This window comes from Marivita lacus, from assembly GCF_014637725.1.
GTDB classification, from domain to species: Bacteria; Pseudomonadota; Alphaproteobacteria; order Rhodobacterales; family Rhodobacteraceae; genus Marivita; species Marivita lacus.
In genome coordinates, this window is the sequence record NZ_BMFC01000002.1 from 91,960 (window position 1) to 108,255 (window position 16,296).

The 16,296-nt window shown below is 61.8% G+C and carries 16 protein-coding genes; 11 read left to right on the top strand and 5 right to left on the bottom strand.

Annotated features, from left to right (window positions below):
- Positions 1–11: 11 nt before the first annotated feature.
- The 3 genes from IEV82_RS05095 to IEV82_RS05105 all read right to left on the bottom strand — a co-directional run bounded on the left by IEV82_RS05095 (position 12) and on the right by IEV82_RS05105 (position 1,987).
- Positions 12–524, bottom strand: coding sequence for a TRAP transporter small permease (locus IEV82_RS05095; protein ID WP_188480898.1), 513 nt, complete (start codon positions 522–524; stop codon positions 12–14).
- Between the two features lie 110 nt (positions 525–634).
- A complete protein-coding gene (locus IEV82_RS05100; protein WP_188480899.1) occupies positions 635–1,780 on the bottom strand; it encodes a TRAP transporter substrate-binding protein in 1,146 nt (381 codons plus the stop codon).
- Between the two features lie 21 nt (positions 1,781–1,801).
- Positions 1,802–1,987 carry a hypothetical protein gene (locus IEV82_RS05105; protein ID WP_188480900.1) on the bottom strand — a complete coding sequence of 62 codons (186 nt, stop codon included), beginning with the start codon at positions 1,985–1,987 and terminating at the stop codon, positions 1,802–1,804.
- Positions 1,988–2,130: 143 nt separating this feature from the next.
- On the opposite strand from IEV82_RS05105, the gene IEV82_RS05110 reads away from it, so the two are divergent.
- Entirely contained in the window at positions 2,131–3,153 is a 1,023-nt protein-coding gene (locus tag IEV82_RS05110; protein ID WP_188480901.1) for a LacI family DNA-binding transcriptional regulator, read from the top strand.
- Positions 3,154–3,166: 13 nt separating this feature from the next.
- On the opposite strand, the gene IEV82_RS05115 is transcribed toward IEV82_RS05110, so the two are convergent.
- Complete coding sequence (locus IEV82_RS05115) at positions 3,167–3,934, bottom strand: DeoR/GlpR family DNA-binding transcription regulator (protein WP_188480902.1); 768 nt, start codon at positions 3,932–3,934, stop codon at positions 3,167–3,169.
- Positions 3,935–4,180: 246 nt separating this feature from the next.
- On the opposite strand from IEV82_RS05115, the gene glpD reads away from it, so the two are divergent.
- From glpD to glpK, 9 genes are all read left to right on the top strand, one after another.
- A complete protein-coding gene (glpD, locus tag IEV82_RS05120) occupies positions 4,181–5,776 on the top strand; it encodes a glycerol-3-phosphate dehydrogenase (RefSeq protein WP_229747684.1) in 1,596 nt (531 codons plus the stop codon).
- 10 nt (positions 5,777–5,786) lie between these two features.
- Positions 5,787–6,875 (top strand): ABC transporter ATP-binding protein, encoded by a 1,089-nt coding sequence (locus IEV82_RS05125; protein ID WP_188480903.1) that lies wholly within the window; start codon positions 5,787–5,789, stop codon positions 6,873–6,875.
- A 10-nt stretch (positions 6,876–6,885) separates the two neighbouring features.
- Positions 6,886–7,983, top strand: a complete 1,098-nt coding sequence (locus tag IEV82_RS05130; protein ID WP_188480904.1) for an ABC transporter ATP-binding protein — start codon at positions 6,886–6,888, stop codon at positions 7,981–7,983.
- Positions 7,983–8,852, top strand: coding sequence for a carbohydrate ABC transporter permease (locus IEV82_RS05135; protein ID WP_188480905.1), 870 nt, complete (start codon positions 7,983–7,985; stop codon positions 8,850–8,852). The genes IEV82_RS05130 and IEV82_RS05135 overlap by 1 nt, the downstream gene beginning before the upstream one ends.
- Before the next feature lie 4 nt (positions 8,853–8,856).
- Positions 8,857–9,723, top strand: coding sequence for a carbohydrate ABC transporter permease (locus IEV82_RS05140; protein WP_188480906.1), 867 nt, complete (start codon positions 8,857–8,859; stop codon positions 9,721–9,723).
- On the top strand, positions 9,723–9,992 hold the full coding sequence (locus tag IEV82_RS05145) for a hypothetical protein (protein WP_188480907.1): 270 nt from the start codon (positions 9,723–9,725) through the stop codon (positions 9,990–9,992). The genes IEV82_RS05140 and IEV82_RS05145 overlap by 1 nt, the downstream gene beginning before the upstream one ends.
- Positions 9,992–10,270 (top strand): DUF2160 domain-containing protein, encoded by a 279-nt coding sequence (locus tag IEV82_RS05150; RefSeq protein ID WP_188480908.1) that lies wholly within the window; start codon positions 9,992–9,994, stop codon positions 10,268–10,270. Before IEV82_RS05145 ends, IEV82_RS05150 begins: the two co-directional genes overlap by 1 nt.
- Before the next feature lie 76 nt (positions 10,271–10,346).
- A complete protein-coding gene (locus IEV82_RS05155; protein WP_188480909.1) occupies positions 10,347–12,059 on the top strand; it encodes an ABC transporter substrate-binding protein in 1,713 nt (570 codons plus the stop codon).
- Between the two features lie 126 nt (positions 12,060–12,185).
- On the top strand, positions 12,186–13,676 hold the full coding sequence (gene glpK / locus IEV82_RS05160) for a glycerol kinase GlpK (RefSeq protein WP_188480910.1): 1,491 nt from the start codon (positions 12,186–12,188) through the stop codon (positions 13,674–13,676).
- A 48-nt stretch (positions 13,677–13,724) separates the two neighbouring features.
- Here the strand turns inward: glpK and IEV82_RS05165 are convergent, their stop codons facing one another.
- Positions 13,725–14,714, bottom strand: coding sequence for an NAD(P)H-quinone oxidoreductase (locus IEV82_RS05165; RefSeq protein ID WP_188480911.1), 990 nt, complete (start codon positions 14,712–14,714; stop codon positions 13,725–13,727).
- A gap of 226 nt (positions 14,715–14,940) precedes the next feature.
- On the opposite strand from IEV82_RS05165, the gene IEV82_RS05170 reads away from it, so the two are divergent.
- Positions 14,941–16,230 (top strand): O-acetylhomoserine aminocarboxypropyltransferase/cysteine synthase family protein, encoded by a 1,290-nt coding sequence (locus IEV82_RS05170; RefSeq protein WP_188480912.1) that lies wholly within the window; start codon positions 14,941–14,943, stop codon positions 16,228–16,230.
- The last annotated feature ends 66 nt before the right edge of the window (positions 16,231–16,296 follow it).

Here is a 16,296-nt window from a genome sequence, read left to right on the forward strand (position 1 = left end):
GTCAGGGTCCCTCAGTCAAACAGCTTGTCGCCTTCGTAGACGTCGGTTCCATCCCGGAGGGATTTGACATCACGAAGGAAGGATTGGATCAGTCGCCACACGATCAGGGTGAACCCGACCGGGACCGCCATCAGGAACCAGGCCTGCGAAATCCGCAGACCCGCTGTGACCGATCCGAAATTCAGCGACACATGCACGGTTTCCAGCGACCAGTAGAGCGCGACCAGCGCCACGAGGAACATCACGATATCGCCGAAGATATAAAGCAGCGCCTTGGCGCGCGGGCCGAGGTAATGCATCACCACGTCGATGCGAATGTGGGCGCGTTCCTTGACGGCTGCTGCGGCCCCGATCCACGCTAGGTAGATGAAGGAATAGCGCACGATCTCTTCGCCCCAGATCGACGAATAGGAGAAGATTTCGCGCCGCAGCACTTCGATCGCCATGGTGATGACCAGCATCACGTAAAAGGTCAGAAGCAGCCACCGTTCGGCGTTGCGGTCGATGGTACGCAGAGTTTTCATGGGTCCCTCGGGGCGTCACGGCACATCCATACAATCCCGGTGGACCGGAGCGCGGACAGACCGTTGTGAGAAGGGGCGGGCGCTGCTGGACAGCGCCCGCATGTCGGGGATCAGGCGTCGTGGACGTAATGCCTGCCCATCGTGCCAGCCGCTTCGACCAGCTTGTCGAAGGTCTCCATCGACCCGGCCAGTTCGGTCTTGAAGCTGTCCCATTCGGACCGCTGATAACCGACGGTGTCCTGCCATTCGGCCAACTGATCGGCGCTCAGCGAATGGAATTCGACACCCGCCTTGCGCATCTCCGCCATTGCGAAGGTTCGCGACGACGGCACCTTGGCAAGGTTCTGGTGGAAGCTCATTTCCGACGCCCACTCGATGGCCTCCTGCACGTCGCCGGGCAGGGTGTTGTACCATTCGAGGTTGCAGGCGTAGCACTGGCTGTCCGGCACCGCCTGGGTGAAGGTGACATGGCTCAGGATGTCCTTGAAGCCGAACGCGTACAGCGCGCCAACCGCCGGGTCGAGAGCATCGGCAACACCCTGCTTGATCGCGGACGGTGTTTCGCCCCAGGCCACCGGCGTCGGGTTTGCGCCGCCCATCCGGTAGAACTGCTGCAGCATCTGCGATCCCGGCACCCGGAACTTGACGCCTTGCAGGTCTGCGGGGGTGATGATCGCGTTGCCACCTTGACGCACGGCCATGACGCGCGGGTCGATGCAGAAATAGAACATCGGCTTGAACCCGCGCTGTTCGACCGCCGCGTTCACTTCGGTCTTCCAGATGTCCGAGGTGACAAGGTTCACGAAGCGTTGGTTGGCCCCGCAGAAATACGGCATGTTGATCAGGTCGACCGCAGGCGCAAAGGGCGCGAAGTTGGACAGCGAGAACTGGCCGGCATTGATCGTGCCGCCCTGAACCTTCTGGGCCAGTGCCGACCCGGTGCCGAGCTGCCCACCCGGAGCCAGCTTGACATAGATCTTGCCGTTCGATGCGTTCTGAAGGTTTTCCTTCACGTCCAGCTGCATCATCGGGTAGCTGCGCGTCGTTCCGATCACGTACTCGGTGGCCAGCGTCATCACGTGGTCGGCTGCAGCCTCGCGGTCGCGCTCTTCGTTGGCGGTCTGGGCGGACGCCTCGGACGAGGTCAGCACACCTGCAGCACCGGCCACGATGGCCGCCGTGAAGCCGCCGGTGCCCATGATCTTCAGGAAGTTGCGGCGCTCTTCGGATGCGAGCTCGTTGTGGTCATCAGTCATATGGTCTCCTCCCAATTGACGTCAGCTGCCGTTTTTGTTCTTTCGGTCAGCTTCTTTTTTCAGAATGGCAACGACGAACAGCATCGCCGCCGCGAACAGAACCAACATCTCCCCGATATCCGAAAGGAACGCGGTCCCCGCAAAAGCACCCAGCGCGACATTGGCGAAGTAGATCCCAAAGACGATGGCGGATGCAGCAAGAAACATGGCGAACCCCGGATATCATGTTGATTCTGAAATCAGTGTAAGCGCTTGCATTTGCATCATGCAAGCGCTTACATCTTAACCATGCATCGTTTATGACGCGTCCGCGATGCACTTGATGGGCACTGGCACGGAAAAGGAGACCGATGTCACAACTGCGCTCCGTACCCACACTGGATGACGTGGCACGCGCGGCTGGCGTGTCGACAGCGACCGTCTCGCGCTGCCTGAATTCGCCCGAACGGGTGGTCGAGGACACCCGCAAGCGGGTCATGTCGGCGGTGGAACACCTGGGCTACACGCCCAATTTCGGCGCGCGGGTGATGGCGGCCAGGCGCACGTTCACCATCGGCGCGATCATCCCGACGATGGAAAACGCCATTTTCGCTCGTGCGCTTCAGGCCTTTCAGGAAGAACTGCACGCCCGCGGCTACACGCTGCTGGTCGCGAGCTCTGCCTACCAGCCCGAGATCGAGGAAGAGCAGATCCGGTCACTCGTGGCGCGGGGTGCGGACGGGCTGTTGCTGATCGGCCATGACCGCGATCCGGCGGTCTACGACTATCTCAAAAGCCGCGAGATCCCGGTTCTGTCGGCCTGGGTCTACCTGCCCGACACCGGCCAGCCTGCGGTCGGGTTCGACAATCGCCGCTCCATGTTCGCACTGGCGCAGCAGGTGATCGACTTCGGGCACCGTCGCATCGCTATGATCTCGGGCATCACCAAGGGCAATGACCGCGCGGCGGGACGTGTTCTGGGCCTGCGCGATGCGTTGCAGGCCAACGGGCTTGATCCCGAGGCGATGCCGGTGATCGAAACCCCGTATGGTGTGGAAAACGGGGCCGACGCCCTCAGGTCCCTGATGCAGGCCGATGCACGGCCCACGGTCGTGATGTGCGGCAATGACGTGCTGGCCGTGGGCGCCTTGCGCGGCGCGCAGGACATGGGGCTGTCGGTGCCGCAGGACGTGTCGGTCACCGGGTTCGACGATATCGAACTGGCCCGCATCGTCACGCCGCAGATCACCACTGTGCATGTCCCGCACCGCGAGATGGGGCGCAAGGCGGCCATCGCCCTTGTCGACATGGTGGAAAAGCGCAGTACGGGAGACGTTGTTGAGCTGAAAAGCACGCTGAAGATCCGCGGCTCGCTGCGTGATCTCAACGGCTGATTACCCGCCTGCGTCAACTGGCCTGCGTCACCACCACCTCGGTGTCCCATGCCGCGCAGCGCTCCGGCAGGTCGGCGGGCAGGGGGGCATCGGTGAACAGGGTGTCGATCTCGGACAGCGACGCGATCCGCGCGGGCGCGTTGCGCTTCATCTTGGACGCATCGGCGACGAGATAGGTCTTGCGCGATTGCTGCAGGATCGTCTGGCTGACCCCCACCTCCTGAATGTCGAAATCCAGCAGGTCGCCATCCCGGTCCAGCGCCGAACAGCCGATGATCGCAAGGTCGAACTTGAACTGCAGGATGGTCTCGATGGCCAGCTTGCCCACCAGCCCGCCATCGGCGCGCCGCAGGTTGCCGCCGGTCACGACCACTTCGCAGCCCTGCGTTTCGGCCAGGATATTGGCCACGTTCATGTTGTTGGTGACAACCAGCAGGTTCTGGTGCGCACGCAGCTCGCGCGCCACGGCCTCGGTGCTGGTGCCGATGTTCAGGAACAGCGAGATGTTGTTGGGGATGCGCTGTGCGCAAGCCTTGGCCATCGCCGCCTTGGCCTTGGCGTTCAGCGTCTGGCGCTGTTCATAGCCGATATTGCTCGTGCTCGACGGAAGCATCGCACCGCCATGCACCCGCTCGAGACGTCCATCCTCGGCCAGATCCGACAGGTCGCGGCGGATGGTTTGCAGCGTCACGCCGAAATGTTGCGCCAAGCCTTCGACCGTGACCTTTCCTTCCTGTCGCGCGATTTCAAGGATGTCTCGGTGGCGAAAGGCGTGGGACATGGGCGATCTCGGAGCTGTGTCGTTCAAGGGGTGCAGCGAAGGCGATTCCGCCGGAAAGTAGGACCGGCCAGAGACCGCGTTCGATCATGATACCGGTCTTAGCGCGCAAAACCCTAATGCCAAATTTTGTGTGAATTCATGGGGATAGATAAAAACGAACATAAACGAACAAATTCGCCTTGCGTGATGGCTGCTCAATCCGCATAAATCGCAGAGGATTTACGTGGCCTTGGGAGGTGGTACGCGGTGATCGACCAAACCATCAAACCAGCAGATCTTTTCGTCATCGGTGGTGGCATCAACGGATGTGGCATCGCACGCGACGCGTCGGGCCGCGGATTGTCGGTGACACTGGCCGAGATGAACGACCTTGCCTCGGCCACATCCTCGGCCTCGACCAAGCTGTTCCACGGCGGGTTGCGCTATCTGGAATATTTCGAATTCCGTCTTGTTCGCGAGGCGCTGGTCGAACGTGAAGTGTTGCTCAAGGCAATGCCGCATATCAGCTGGCCGATGCGCTTTATCCTGCCTTATCATGAGGATATGCGGTTCGAATCCGACACGCCCACATCACGCCTGCTGAATTTCGTGATGCCGTGGATGAAGGGACGCCGTCCCGCCTGGCTGATCCGGTTGGGGCTGTTTCTCTATGACAACCTCGGGGGCCGCAAGATCCTGCCGGGGACCAGGACCCTGTCACTGGACGGAACGCCGGAAGGTGCGCCGCTGGAAGACCGGTTTTCCAAGGCTTATGAATATTCCGACTGCTGGATCGAGGATTCGCGCCTTGTCGTGCTGAATGCCCGCGATGCCGAAGCGCGCGGTGCCACGATCCTTCCCCGCACCAAGGTGCTGTCGGCAGCGCGCGAGGGTGACCTGTGGCGCGTAGAAACGCAAAATACCGAAAGTGGCGAGACCCACACGCATTACGCCCGGATGCTGGTGAATGCCGGTGGTCCGTGGGTGGGCGACATCATCCAGACCAAGGTGCGGCTCAATTCCACCGAAGGTGTGCGTCTTGTTCGCGGCTCGCATATCGTAACGCGCAAGCTTTACGATCACGACAAGTGCTATTTCTTTCAAGGTACGGATGGCCGGATCATCTTTGCCATTCCCTACGAGACCGATTTCACCCTGATCGGCACCACCGACGCCGAACACGACGATCCGTCCAAAACGCCCGAATGCACCCCGGAGGAACAATCCTACCTGCTGAACTTCGCCAACCAGTATTTCAAGCAGGACCTCGGCGATGCCGATGTGGTCTGGACCTATTCCGGCGTTCGTCCGCTTTATGACGACGGGGCCAGCAGCGCGACGGCGGCAACGCGGGATTACACGCTCAAGGTCGATGCCACCGGCGGCGCACCGGTGCTCAACATCTTTGGCGGCAAGATCACAACCTATCGCCGCCTTGCCGAAAGCGCGCTGGACAAGGTCTCCGAACATCTGCCCAATGTCAAAGGTCCGTGGACAGCCGGTGTCACGCTGCCCGGCGGGGATTTCCCGGTCGACGGGTTCGACGCGCTTGTCGCGGACCTGCAAGACAAGTTTCCCTTCCTCGATGCCTTCTGGGCGCGCCGCCTTGCGCGCGCCTATGGCACCGAAGCGCCCGAGATCCTCGGGACCGCACGGGAAGCCGCCGACCTGGGCCGCGATTTCGGCGCGACCCTGACCGAGGCCGAGGTGAACTGGCTGATGTCACAGGAATATGCCCACACCGCCGAAGACGTGGTGTGGCGGCGCAACAAGCTGGGCCTGCGCCTGAGCGCGGATCAAATCAAGGGTTTGGACAACTGGATGGCGGATCAGCGCCAATCCCGGTCCAAAGCCGCAGAATAGGGGGCCGGACATGACGCTTGAACTCAAAGGCGTGTCCAAGGTGGTCGAGGGGCAAACCCATATCTACCCCACGGACCTGACACTGGAAAAGGGCACGATGAACGTGCTTCTGGGGCCAACCCTGTCTGGCAAGACGTCGCTCATGCGCCTGATGGCGGGGCTCGATGTGCCTGCGACCGGACGGATCATCTGGCAGGGCAAGGATGTCACCGGCATGCGCGTTCAGGACCGCAAGGTGGCGATGGTCTACCAGCAGTTCATCAACTATCCGTCGATGACCGTCTACGAGAACATCGCGTCCCCGATGAAGCTGATGGGCGTCGACCGCGCCGAGATCGACCGCCGCGTGCGGGACACCGCCGCGATGATGAAACTGACACCGATGCTCGACCGCAAGCCGCTGGAATTGTCCGGCGGGCAGCAACAGCGCTGTGCCTTGGCCCGCGCGCTGGTGAAGAATGCAGGGCTTGTCCTGCTTGATGAACCGCTCGCCAACCTGGACTACAAGCTGCGCGAGGAATTGCGGATCGAGATCCCCAAGATTTTCGAGGAATCGGGCTCGATCTTCGTCTACGCGACCACCGAACCCGAAGAGGCTCTGCTTCTGGGTGGCAATACTGCCACGCTGTGGGAGGGCCGGGTCACGCAGTTCGGTCCCACGCCCGAGGTCTACCGCCAGCCGGTCGATGCCACCACGGCGCGGGTGTTCAGCGATCCGCCGATGAACTTCCTGCCAATCACCAAATCGGGCGACCAGCTCAGCTTTGGCGACAACAAGACGACGCAGGCCATGGGCCGCCTTGCTGATCTGCCGGACGGCACCTACACCGCCGGGTTCCGCCCCAATCATCTTGAAATAGGTCAGCACGCGGGGGACGCCATGTTCTTTACGACGCGCCTGACCGTGACCGAGCTCACCGGGTCGGAAACCTTTGTGCATCTCGATCACCACGGCCAGCGCTGGGTCGGGCTGATCCACGGCGTGCACGATCTGAAACTGGGCGAGGATCTGACCGTGTGGCTCGATCCGCGGCATGTCTATGTCTTTGACGAACAGGGCAGGATGATCGCGCCAGCATCTTACGCGCTGGCGGCCTGAAGGAACGGAAATGGCAAAGATCACACTCGATAACCTGGCACATTCCTACCTGCCCAATCCGAAATCCGAGGATGATTTCGCTCTCAAGGAGCTGAATCACGATTGGGACGATGGCGCGGCCTATGCGCTTCTGGGGGCGTCCGGATGCGGAAAATCCACGCTTCTCAACATCATATCCGGCCTTCTTCATCCCAGCCAAGGCCGCATCCTGTTCGACGGGCAGGACGTGACGCATGCCCCCACGGCCCAGCGCAACATCGCGCAGGTGTTCCAGTTCCCGGTCGTCTACGACACGATGAGCGTCTACGACAACCTCGCCTTCCCGCTGCGCAATCGCGGCTGCGACGAGACCTATGTGGCGCAGCGCGTGCAGGAAATCGCCCGGATGATCGGCATGGAAGACACGCTGCGCAAAAAGGCGCGCGGGCTGACCGCAGATGCCAAGCAGAAGATCAGTCTTGGCCGGGGCATGGTGCGCAAGGACGTGAACGCCCTGCTGTTCGACGAACCGCTGACCGTAATCGACCCGCATATGAAGTGGGAATTGCGCACGCAGCTGAAAAAGCTGCACCATGATTTCGGCCATACCATGATCTACGTGACCCATGACCAGACAGAGGCGCTGACCTTTGCCGACAAGGTGGTGGTCATGTATGACGGTCGTGTGGTGCAGATCGGCACACCCGAACAGCTGTTCGAACAGCCGGAACACACGTTTGTCGGCTATTTCATCGGCTCTCCGGGCATGAATGTTCTGCCCGCCGAGGTCGAGGGCACCATGGCGAAAGTCGGCTCGCAGACCATCCCGCTTGCGGGCGGCTACCGACCGGCCAGCGGCAAGGTCGAGATCGGCGTGCGCCCCGAGTTTGCCCGCCTCAGCCAGTCCGAAGGTCTGCCCGTGACGATCCGTCGGATCGAGGATGTGGGCCGTCACAAGATCATTCGCGCGCAGTTCGAAGGCCATGACATCAACATCATCGCAGGCGAAGACGACCCCGTCAGCGCCGACATGAACCGCGTCAGCTTCGATCCGGCGCATGTGAATGTCTATGTCAACGACTGGCGCATCGCGCCCGATCGCTCGCAATCCGTGGGGGAGGCCGCGTAATGGACAAGACAGTCAACCAGAAGGCATGGTTCCTCGTCCTGCCGGTGCTGATCCTCGTGGCGTTCTCGGCGGTGATCCCGCTGATGACGGTCGTCAACTATTCGGTACAGGACACGTTCGGCAACAACGAGTTCTTCTGGACGGGACTCGAATGGTTCGAGGAAATGCTCAACGACGACCGCATGTGGGGCGCGCTGGGGCGGCAATTGATGTTCTCGGGCATCATCCTGCTGATCCAGATTCCGCTGGGTGTGTTCGTGGCGCTCAACATGCCGAAAAAAGGCTTCTGGGCCAGCTTCTGCCTTGTCTTCATGTCGCTGCCGCTCTTGATCCCGTGGAACGTGGTCGGCACCATCTGGCAGGTCTTCGGTCGCGTCGATATCGGCCTCTTGGGTCACACGCTGGCCGCACTTGGAATCGACTACAACTATACCAACGATCCGTTTGACGCCTGGGTCACGATCATCGTCATGGATGTCTGGCACTGGACCTCGCTGGTCGCGCTCTTGGCTTATGCGGGTCTGCAATCCATTCCGGACGCCTATTACCAGGCCGCCAAGATCGACCAGGCGTCGCGCTGGAAGGTGTTCCGCTTCATCGAATTGCCGAAGATGATGGGTGTTTTGATGATTGCAATCCTGTTGCGCTTCATGGACAGTTTCATGATCTACACCGAGCCGTTCGTCGTGACTGGCGGTGGACCGGGCAGCACCACAACGCTTTTGTCCATCGACCTGGTGAAGATGGCCCTGGGACAGTTCGATCTTGGGCCGGCAGCCGCGTTCTCGCTGATGTATTTCCTTGTTATCCTGTTGATTTCGTGGGTGTTCTACACAGTCATGATCAATCTCGACAAGCGGGAGGGCTGAGCCGATGACCGATGCAACCACGACCCGCATTCCCGGCGATCTGACCGCTGGCGGCACCAAGAAGCGTGTCCGCGTCAACGGTTCGGTCATCGTGATGGGGCTCTACCTGCTGTTCCTCATGCTGCCGATCTACTGGCTGCTGAACATGAGTCTTAAGACGAACACGGAGATCGTGAACTCTTTCACGCTCTGGCCGCGCAGTTTCACGCTGGACAATTACCGCACGATCCTGACCGACCCGAGCTGGTACATGGGCTACGTGAACTCGCTCATCTATGTGGTCATGAACACGGTGATCTCCTTGGCCGTGGCCTTGCCCGCAGCTTACGCGTTCAGCCGCTATCACTTCATGGGTGACAAGCATCTGTTCTTCTGGCTGCTGACCAACCGCATGGCGCCGCCCGCCGTCTTCGCGCTGCCGTTCTTCCAGCTCTATTCGTCGGTTGGCCTCTTCGACACGCATATCGCCGTGGCCCTCGCGCATTGCCTCTTCAACGTGCCGCTCGCGGTGTGGATCCTTGAAGGCTTCATGCGCGGCGTGCCGAAAGAGATCGACGAGACAGCCTATCTGGACGGCTACAGCTTTGGTCGTTTCTTCACCCGCATCTTCATGCCGCTCATCTCGAGCGGTATCGGGGTCGCCGCGTTCTTCTGCTTCATGTTCTCATGGGTGGAATTGCTGCTGTCCCGCACTTTGACCACCGTCGACGCAAAACCCATCGCCGCGATCATGACCCGCACGCAGGGCGCATCGGGCATCGACTGGGGCGTGCTGGCCGCCGCGGGCATCCTGACCATCGTGCCGGGGGCCTTGGTGATCTACTTCGTGCGCAACTACATCGCCAAGGGCTTTGCCCTGGGGAGGGTGTGATGACGGAACTACAAAAACAGCTGTGGGCTGCTCACGGTGGTGATTTCCTTGAACGCTTGGAGAAATTGAGAACTGGGCCACAGTACCGGTTGGAAGACGTTTTTGCTGCCGATTGGGAGGGCTTAGGCGACGGAACGCTAAGGCAGAACATCGGACGAGCGATTTCGGCGGCTTTCTTGGAAAAACACCCCGACATCGACCCAACTGTCTTTGAGCAAACCGTAGTGAACGGAACGCCGAACCGTATGCAATACAGGAGATTAAAATAATGGATCTCTCATGGATGGCATGGACATGGCCTACCGCGATCTTCTTCATGGTCATCGCGAGCCTGCTGATCGTCTTCACGATCCTGGCCATCAAATTTCCCGAGACGCCGCGCACCGGCATCTTGCGGATCGAAACGACGCGGGGTGACCGTTTGTTCATCACGCTTCTGGGCAGCGCCTTCATCAACCTCGCCTGGCTTGGACTGGTCGGAGAAAACCAGCCTTGGGCCCTCGGGGTTTGCGCGCTCTATGCACTCGCGGTGTTCCGCTGGGTGTGACGAACACGCCGGCGCCCTCCCGATGACGGGGCGGCGCCAAACTTCAACCAAGTTCTCAATACCGGGGAGGAACCTAATGAACTTGAACCTGAAATCCTCAACAGCGGCGCTGCTGATCCTTGCGGGTCCGGCATTCGCCGACATGGACGCAGCGCGTGCGTTCCTGGATGCAGAGATCGGCGATATGTCGTCGCTCGACCGCGCCGCCCAGGAAGCCGAGATGCAGTTCTTCATCGACGCGGCCCAGCCCTTCCAGGGGATGGACATCAAGGTGGTGTCGGAAACCATCACCACACACGAGTACGAAAGCCAGGTGCTGGCACCCGCCTTCACCGCGATCACCGGCATTCAGGTTACCCATGACCTGATCGGCGAAGGCGACGTCGTTGAAAAGCTGCAGACGCAAATGCAGTCGGGCGAAAACGTCTATGACGCCTATATCAACGATTCCGACCTGATCGGCACCCATTGGCGCTACCAGCAGGTGCGCAACCTGACCGACTGGATCGCCGGCGAGGGCGCGGACGTGACATTGCCGACGCTCGATCTCGACGATTTCATCGGCACGCAGTTCACAACCGCACCGGATGGCAAGCTCTACCAGCTGCCGACCCAGCAGTTCGCGAACCTGTACTGGTTCCGCTACGATTGGTTCAACGACGAGCAGAACAAGGCGGATTTCCAAGAGAAATACGGCTATGAGCTTGGCGTTCCGGTCAACTGGTCAGCTTACGAGGACATCGCCGAATTCTTTACCGGCCGTGACCTGAGCCGTATGGGCGTCGAAGGCGAAGTCTTCGGCAACATGGACTACGGCAAGAAAGACCCGAGCCTTGGTTGGCGCTACACCGACGCGTGGATGTCGATGGCCGGCATGGGCGACGTGGGTGAACCCAACGGCCTTCCGGTCGACGAATGGGGCATCCGCGTGAACGAGAACTCGCAGCCCGTCGGTTCTTGTATGGATCGTGGCGGTGCGACCAACGCGCCTGCAGCGGTCTATGCCGTCGAAAAGGCGATCGAATGGCTGGAAAAGTACACGCCTCCCGCTGCGGCTGGCATGACCTTCTCTGAAGCGGGCCCGATCCCCGCTCAGGGCAACATCGCGCAGCAGATGTTCTGGTACACCGCCTTTACCGCGGACACCGTGAAGCCTGATCTTCCCGTGATGAACGAAGACGGCACACCCAAGTGGCGCATGGCTCCCAGCCCGCATGGCGTCTATTGGAAAGAAGGCCAGAAGGTCGGCTACCAGGACGTGGGGTCGTGGACGCTGATGAAATCCACCCCGGTGGATCGTGCGCAGGCCGCGTGGCTCTATGCACAATTCGTCACCTCCAAGACCGTGGACGTGAAGAAATCCCATGTGGGACTGACCTTCATCCGCGACAGCTCGATCAATCATGAAAGCTTCACCGAACGCGCACCGCGTCTGGGTGGTCTGGTCGAATTCTACCGCTCGCCGGCACGGACGGCATGGTCGCCCACCGGCACCAACGTGCCTGACTATCCGCGTCTGGCACAGCTGTGGTGGCAGAACATCGGCGATGCCATGTCCGGTCAGAAGACCGCGCAGGAAGCGCTTGATGCGCTTTGTGAAGCACAGGAAGACGTGATGGCGCGTCTCGAGCGTGCAGGCGTCCAGGGCGATCTGGGTCCGGTCCTGAACGAAGAGCGCGATCCCCAGTACTGGCTCGAACAGCCGGGTGCACCATTCCCCAAGCTGGAGAACGAGGACGAAGAGCCTCAGACCATCGCCTATGATGAGCTGATCAAGTCCTGGCAGTAAGCTGCCTTTGATCGGGGCGCGCATTCCGCGCCCCGATCCCCTTTATTCCCTTTCCTGTTTGATCCTTTCCAACTGTCCTGAAAAACTGGACCGATAAAACACGTCACCACGGGAGGCCCGCCGCACATGACCCATATCCTTGCCATCGATCAGGGCACGACCTCGACGCGCGCCATCCTGTTTGACGAAACCCTGACCGTCATCGCGTCGGCGCAGGAAGAATTCGACCAGCACTACCCCAGGAGCGGCTGGGTCGAACACGACCCCTCGGACCTCTGGTCCACCACAGCCGCAACCTGCCGCGCCGCCATCGAAAAGGCGGGCGGCACCACCGACGACATCGCCGCCATCGGCATCACCAACCAGCGCGAAACCACGCTGGTCTGGGACCGCACAACCGGCAAGCCTGTGTTCAACGCCATCGTCTGGCAGGACCGGCGCACCTCCGAGGTCTGCAAGACGCTCAAGGCCGAAGGGTTCGAAGAGGTGGTGACCGACCGCACCGGGCTTTTGCTTGATCCCTATTTCAGCGGCACCAAACTGGCGTGGATTCTCGACAACGTGGACGGCGTGCGCGCCCGCGCCGAGGCTGGAGAGTTGGCCTTCGGCACAGTGGACACCTGGCTGGTCTGGAACCTGACCGGGGGTAAGGTCCATGTGACCGACGCCACCAATGCCGCGCGCACCATGCTTTACGACATCCGCAAGGGCCGCTGGTCGCAGACCATCTGCGACAAGCTGGGCATTCCGATGTCCCTGCTGCCCGAGGTCAAGGATTGCGCCGCCGATTTCGGCGAAACCCGCCCCGATCTTTTCGGCCGCGCCATCCCGATCTGCGGCATCGCGGGCGATCAGCAGGCAGCCACCGTGGGGCAGGCGTGCTTCAAGCCAGGGATGATGAAATCCACCTATGGCACAGGGTGCTTTGCGCTGCTCAACACCGGCGACACGCCCGTGACCTCGACCAACCGTCTGTTGACGACGATCGCCTACCAGCTGGATGGCAAACCGACCTATGCGCTGGAGGGCTCGATCTTCATCGCGGGGGCCGTGGTGCAATGGCTGCGTGACGGGCTCAAGATCATCCGCGAGGCCAAGGAAACCCAGCCGCTGGCGGAAAAGGCCGACGCGATGCAGGAGGTGGTGCTTGTGCCGGCCTTTACGGGCCTCGGCGCACCCTACTGGAATGCCGAGTGCCGCGGCGCAATTTTTGGCCTGACGCGCAATTCCGGGCCAGAGGAGTTCGCCCGCGCAGCCCTCGAAAGCGTGGGCTACCAGACCCGCGACCTGCTGGACGCGATGAAGGCGGATTGGTCCGGGACATCGGAGACCGCCCTTCGCGTGGACGGCGGAATGAGTGCCTCGGACTGGACCATGCAATTCCTGTCAGACATCATCGATGCGCCGGTCGAACGGCCCAAGGTGCTCGAGACCACCGCGATGGGGGCCGCGTGGCTTGCGGGCTACAAGGCGGGCGTGCTGCCCGACATGGAGGCGTTTGCCGCGCAATGGGAAGTCGATGGCCGGTTCGAGCCGGACATGGCGGCGGAGGTGCGGGACCGAAAATACGGCGGTTGGAAGCGGGCTATCGAGGCGACGATCGGGTTTGCGGGGTAAAAGCCGCGTCGACGCGGCTTGAAGGGCTTTCGAAAGCCCTGTCCCGCGTTACCCCACCTTCAGCACGATCTTCCCGATATGGACCGAGCTTTCCATTCGCGCATGCGCCTGTGCGGCATCCTCCAGCGCGCAGATGCTGTCCATCACCGGCGCGATCCGGCCCGAGGCCAGATGCGGCCAGACCTCGGATTCGAGATCGCGGGCGATGGCGGCCTTGGCGGCGACCGACTGGGGCCGCAGGGTCGATCCGGTGATCGTCTGACGGCGCATCATCAGCGGCGCGAAATTGATCTCGGCCTTGGGGCCTTGCAGGAACGCAATCTGCACCAGCCGACCGTCATCGGCCAGTGCCCGCAGGTTGCGCTGGATGTAGTCGCCCCCCACCATGTCGAGGATCACATCCGCGCCGCCCATCGCGCCCATCAGATCGACGAAATCCACATCGCGGTAGTTCCACGCGGCCTCGGCCCCCAGCGCCACGCAGGCCGCACATTTGTCGGCGGATCCGGCGGTGGTGAACACCCGCGCGCCGCGCAGATGCGCCAGTTGGATCGCGGTTGTGCCGATGCCGGATGACCCGCCATGCACGAGGAATCGCTCCCCGGCCTGCAGGTCACCGCGCCGGAACACATTTGACCAAACGGTAAAGAATGTCTCGCAGAGCGCCGCCGCCTGATCCATCGGCATGCCCTCGGGCACTGGCAACGCATGATCGGCGTGGGTGGTGACGTATTCCGCGTAACCGCCACCGGGAAGAAGCGCTGTCACCGCATCGCCCACGGTCCAGCGCGACACACCGGCACCGACAGCCGCCACGGTGCCAGACGCTTCGAGCCCGGGCAGGGGGGACGCACCCGCCGGAGGGTTGTAGGCTCCGGCCCGTTGCAGCGCGTCGGGGCGGTTGACCCCGGCATAGGCGACCTTGATCAGGATTTCGCCCGCCTTGGGCGCGGGCACCGGCACGGTCACGGGCTGCAGGACCCCGGGTCCGCCGTGGGTGGTGATTTCGATGGCGGTCATTGTAGCGGGAAGGGTCATGGCGCTGCGGTCTCCTGTCTCGATCCTGCCCCTTGTGTCGCAGATTGCGCCCGCGCTGCAAGCCCGCAGTACGGTCGTTTCGCCCGGTGTCCCTGACTCGGAACGCTGTTCTTCAGGCACCCGACGGGCAGGGGGCGGCTGTTCTTTCGCGCAGGTCAACAGTTGTGAGGCCTCACGTGATGCCCTAATCCTGTGCGCAACCAGACAGTTCCAAGGGGAGAGAACCATGACAGACGGACCAAATTACGGCTTCGACACGCTTCAGATCCACGCAGGCGCACGGCCCGATCCGGCCACAGGCGCGCGGCAGGTGCCGATCTACCAGACCACCGCTTATGTCTTCCGCGATGCCGATCATGCGGCGGCGCTCTTCAACCTGCAGGAAGTGGGCTACATCTACTCGCGCCTGACCAACCCGACCGTGGCCGCGTTGCAGGAACGCATGGCGACGCTGGAAGGCGGGGTCGGCGCGGTCTGCTGTTCCTCGGGCCATGCAGCGCAGATCATGGCGCTGTTCCCGCTGATGGGACCGGGCAAGAACATCGTCGCCTCGACGCGGCTTTATGGTGGCACGATCACCCAGTTCAGCCAGACGATCAAACGCTTCGGCTGGTCCGCGACATTCGTCGATTTCGACGATCTGGACGCGGTGAAAGCGGCGATCAACGACGACACCCGCGCGGTGTTCTGCGAATCCATCGCCAATCCGGGCGGCTACATCACCGATCTGGACGCGATCTCGGCCATCTCCGACGCGGCGGGCATCCCGCTCATCGTCGACAACACCAGCGCCACGCCGTATCTCTGCCGCCCCATTGAACACGGTGCCACTCTGGTTGTGCATTCGATGACCAAGTACCTCACCGGCAACGGCACGGTCACGGGTGGCGTCGTGGTGGACTCAGGCCGCTTCGACTGGTCCGCCAATGACAAGTTCCCGTCGCTCAGCGCGCCCGAGCCTGCCTATCACGGGCTCAAGTTCCACGAGACCTTCGGATCATTGGCCTTCACCTTCCACGGCATCGCCATCGGCCTGCGCGATCTGGGCATGACGCTCAACCCGCAGGCGGCGCATTACACGCTGATGGGGATCGAGACCCTAAGCTTGCGGATGCAGAAGCACGTCGAGAACGCCATGGAAGTGGCGGGCTGGCTCGAAACCCATGACGCGGTCGAAGCGGTGACCTATGCCGGTCTGCCGTCCTCGCCCTACAACCATCGGGTGGCCAGCATTTGCCCGAATGGCGCAGGTGGGCTCTTCACGGTCAAGCTCAAGGGCGGCTACCAGTCCTGCATCAAATTCGTCGATGCGCTGCAAATCTTCAGCCACGTGGCCAACCTTGGAGACACGCGCAGCCTCGTGATCCACTCTGCCTCGACCACGCACCGGCAACTGACGCCCGAGCAGCAGGAAGCGGCGGGCGCGGGCCCCAGCGTGGTGCGCATTTCCATCGGCATCGAAGACCCGACGGACCTGATCGCGGATCTGGACCAGGCGCTGAACGCGTCGAAGTGATCCGGAAGGCGTTTCGAAACGCCTTCCCGCATTTTCGAAAATGCGGTCAAGCCCGTTCGAACGGGC

Excerpts from the sequence above, each read along its gene's own strand:
- IEV82_RS05100 (WP_188480899.1), bottom strand. The coding sequence starts at position 1,780 with ATGACTGATGACCACAACGAGCTCGCATCCGAAGAGCGCCGCAACTTC.
- IEV82_RS05145 (WP_188480907.1), top strand. The coding sequence starts at position 9,723 with ATGACGGAACTACAAAAACAGCTGTGGGCTGCTCACGGTGGTGATTTC.
- IEV82_RS05130 (WP_188480904.1), top strand. The coding sequence starts at position 6,886 with ATGGCAAAGATCACACTCGATAACCTGGCACATTCCTACCTGCCCAAT.
- IEV82_RS05155 (WP_188480909.1), top strand. The coding sequence starts at position 10,347 with ATGAACTTGAACCTGAAATCCTCAACAGCGGCGCTGCTGATCCTTGCG.
- glpK (WP_188480910.1), top strand. The coding sequence starts at position 12,186 with ATGACCCATATCCTTGCCATCGATCAGGGCACGACCTCGACGCGCGCC.
- IEV82_RS05095 (WP_188480898.1), bottom strand. The coding sequence starts at position 524 with ATGAAAACTCTGCGTACCATCGACCGCAACGCCGAACGGTGGCTGCTT.
- IEV82_RS05165 (WP_188480911.1), bottom strand. The coding sequence starts at position 14,714 with ATGACCCTTCCCGCTACAATGACCGCCATCGAAATCACCACCCACGGC.
- IEV82_RS05135 (WP_188480905.1), top strand. The coding sequence starts at position 7,983 with ATGGACAAGACAGTCAACCAGAAGGCATGGTTCCTCGTCCTGCCGGTG.
- IEV82_RS05140 (WP_188480906.1), top strand. The coding sequence starts at position 8,857 with ATGACCGATGCAACCACGACCCGCATTCCCGGCGATCTGACCGCTGGC.
- IEV82_RS05115 (WP_188480902.1), bottom strand. The coding sequence starts at position 3,934 with ATGTCCCACGCCTTTCGCCACCGAGACATCCTTGAAATCGCGCGACAG.
- IEV82_RS05110 (WP_188480901.1), top strand. The coding sequence starts at position 2,131 with ATGTCACAACTGCGCTCCGTACCCACACTGGATGACGTGGCACGCGCG.
- IEV82_RS05170 (WP_188480912.1), top strand. The coding sequence starts at position 14,941 with ATGACAGACGGACCAAATTACGGCTTCGACACGCTTCAGATCCACGCA.
- IEV82_RS05125 (WP_188480903.1), top strand. The coding sequence starts at position 5,787 with ATGACGCTTGAACTCAAAGGCGTGTCCAAGGTGGTCGAGGGGCAAACC.
- IEV82_RS05105 (WP_188480900.1), bottom strand. The coding sequence starts at position 1,987 with ATGTTTCTTGCTGCATCCGCCATCGTCTTTGGGATCTACTTCGCCAAT.
- IEV82_RS05150 (WP_188480908.1), top strand. The coding sequence starts at position 9,992 with ATGGATCTCTCATGGATGGCATGGACATGGCCTACCGCGATCTTCTTC.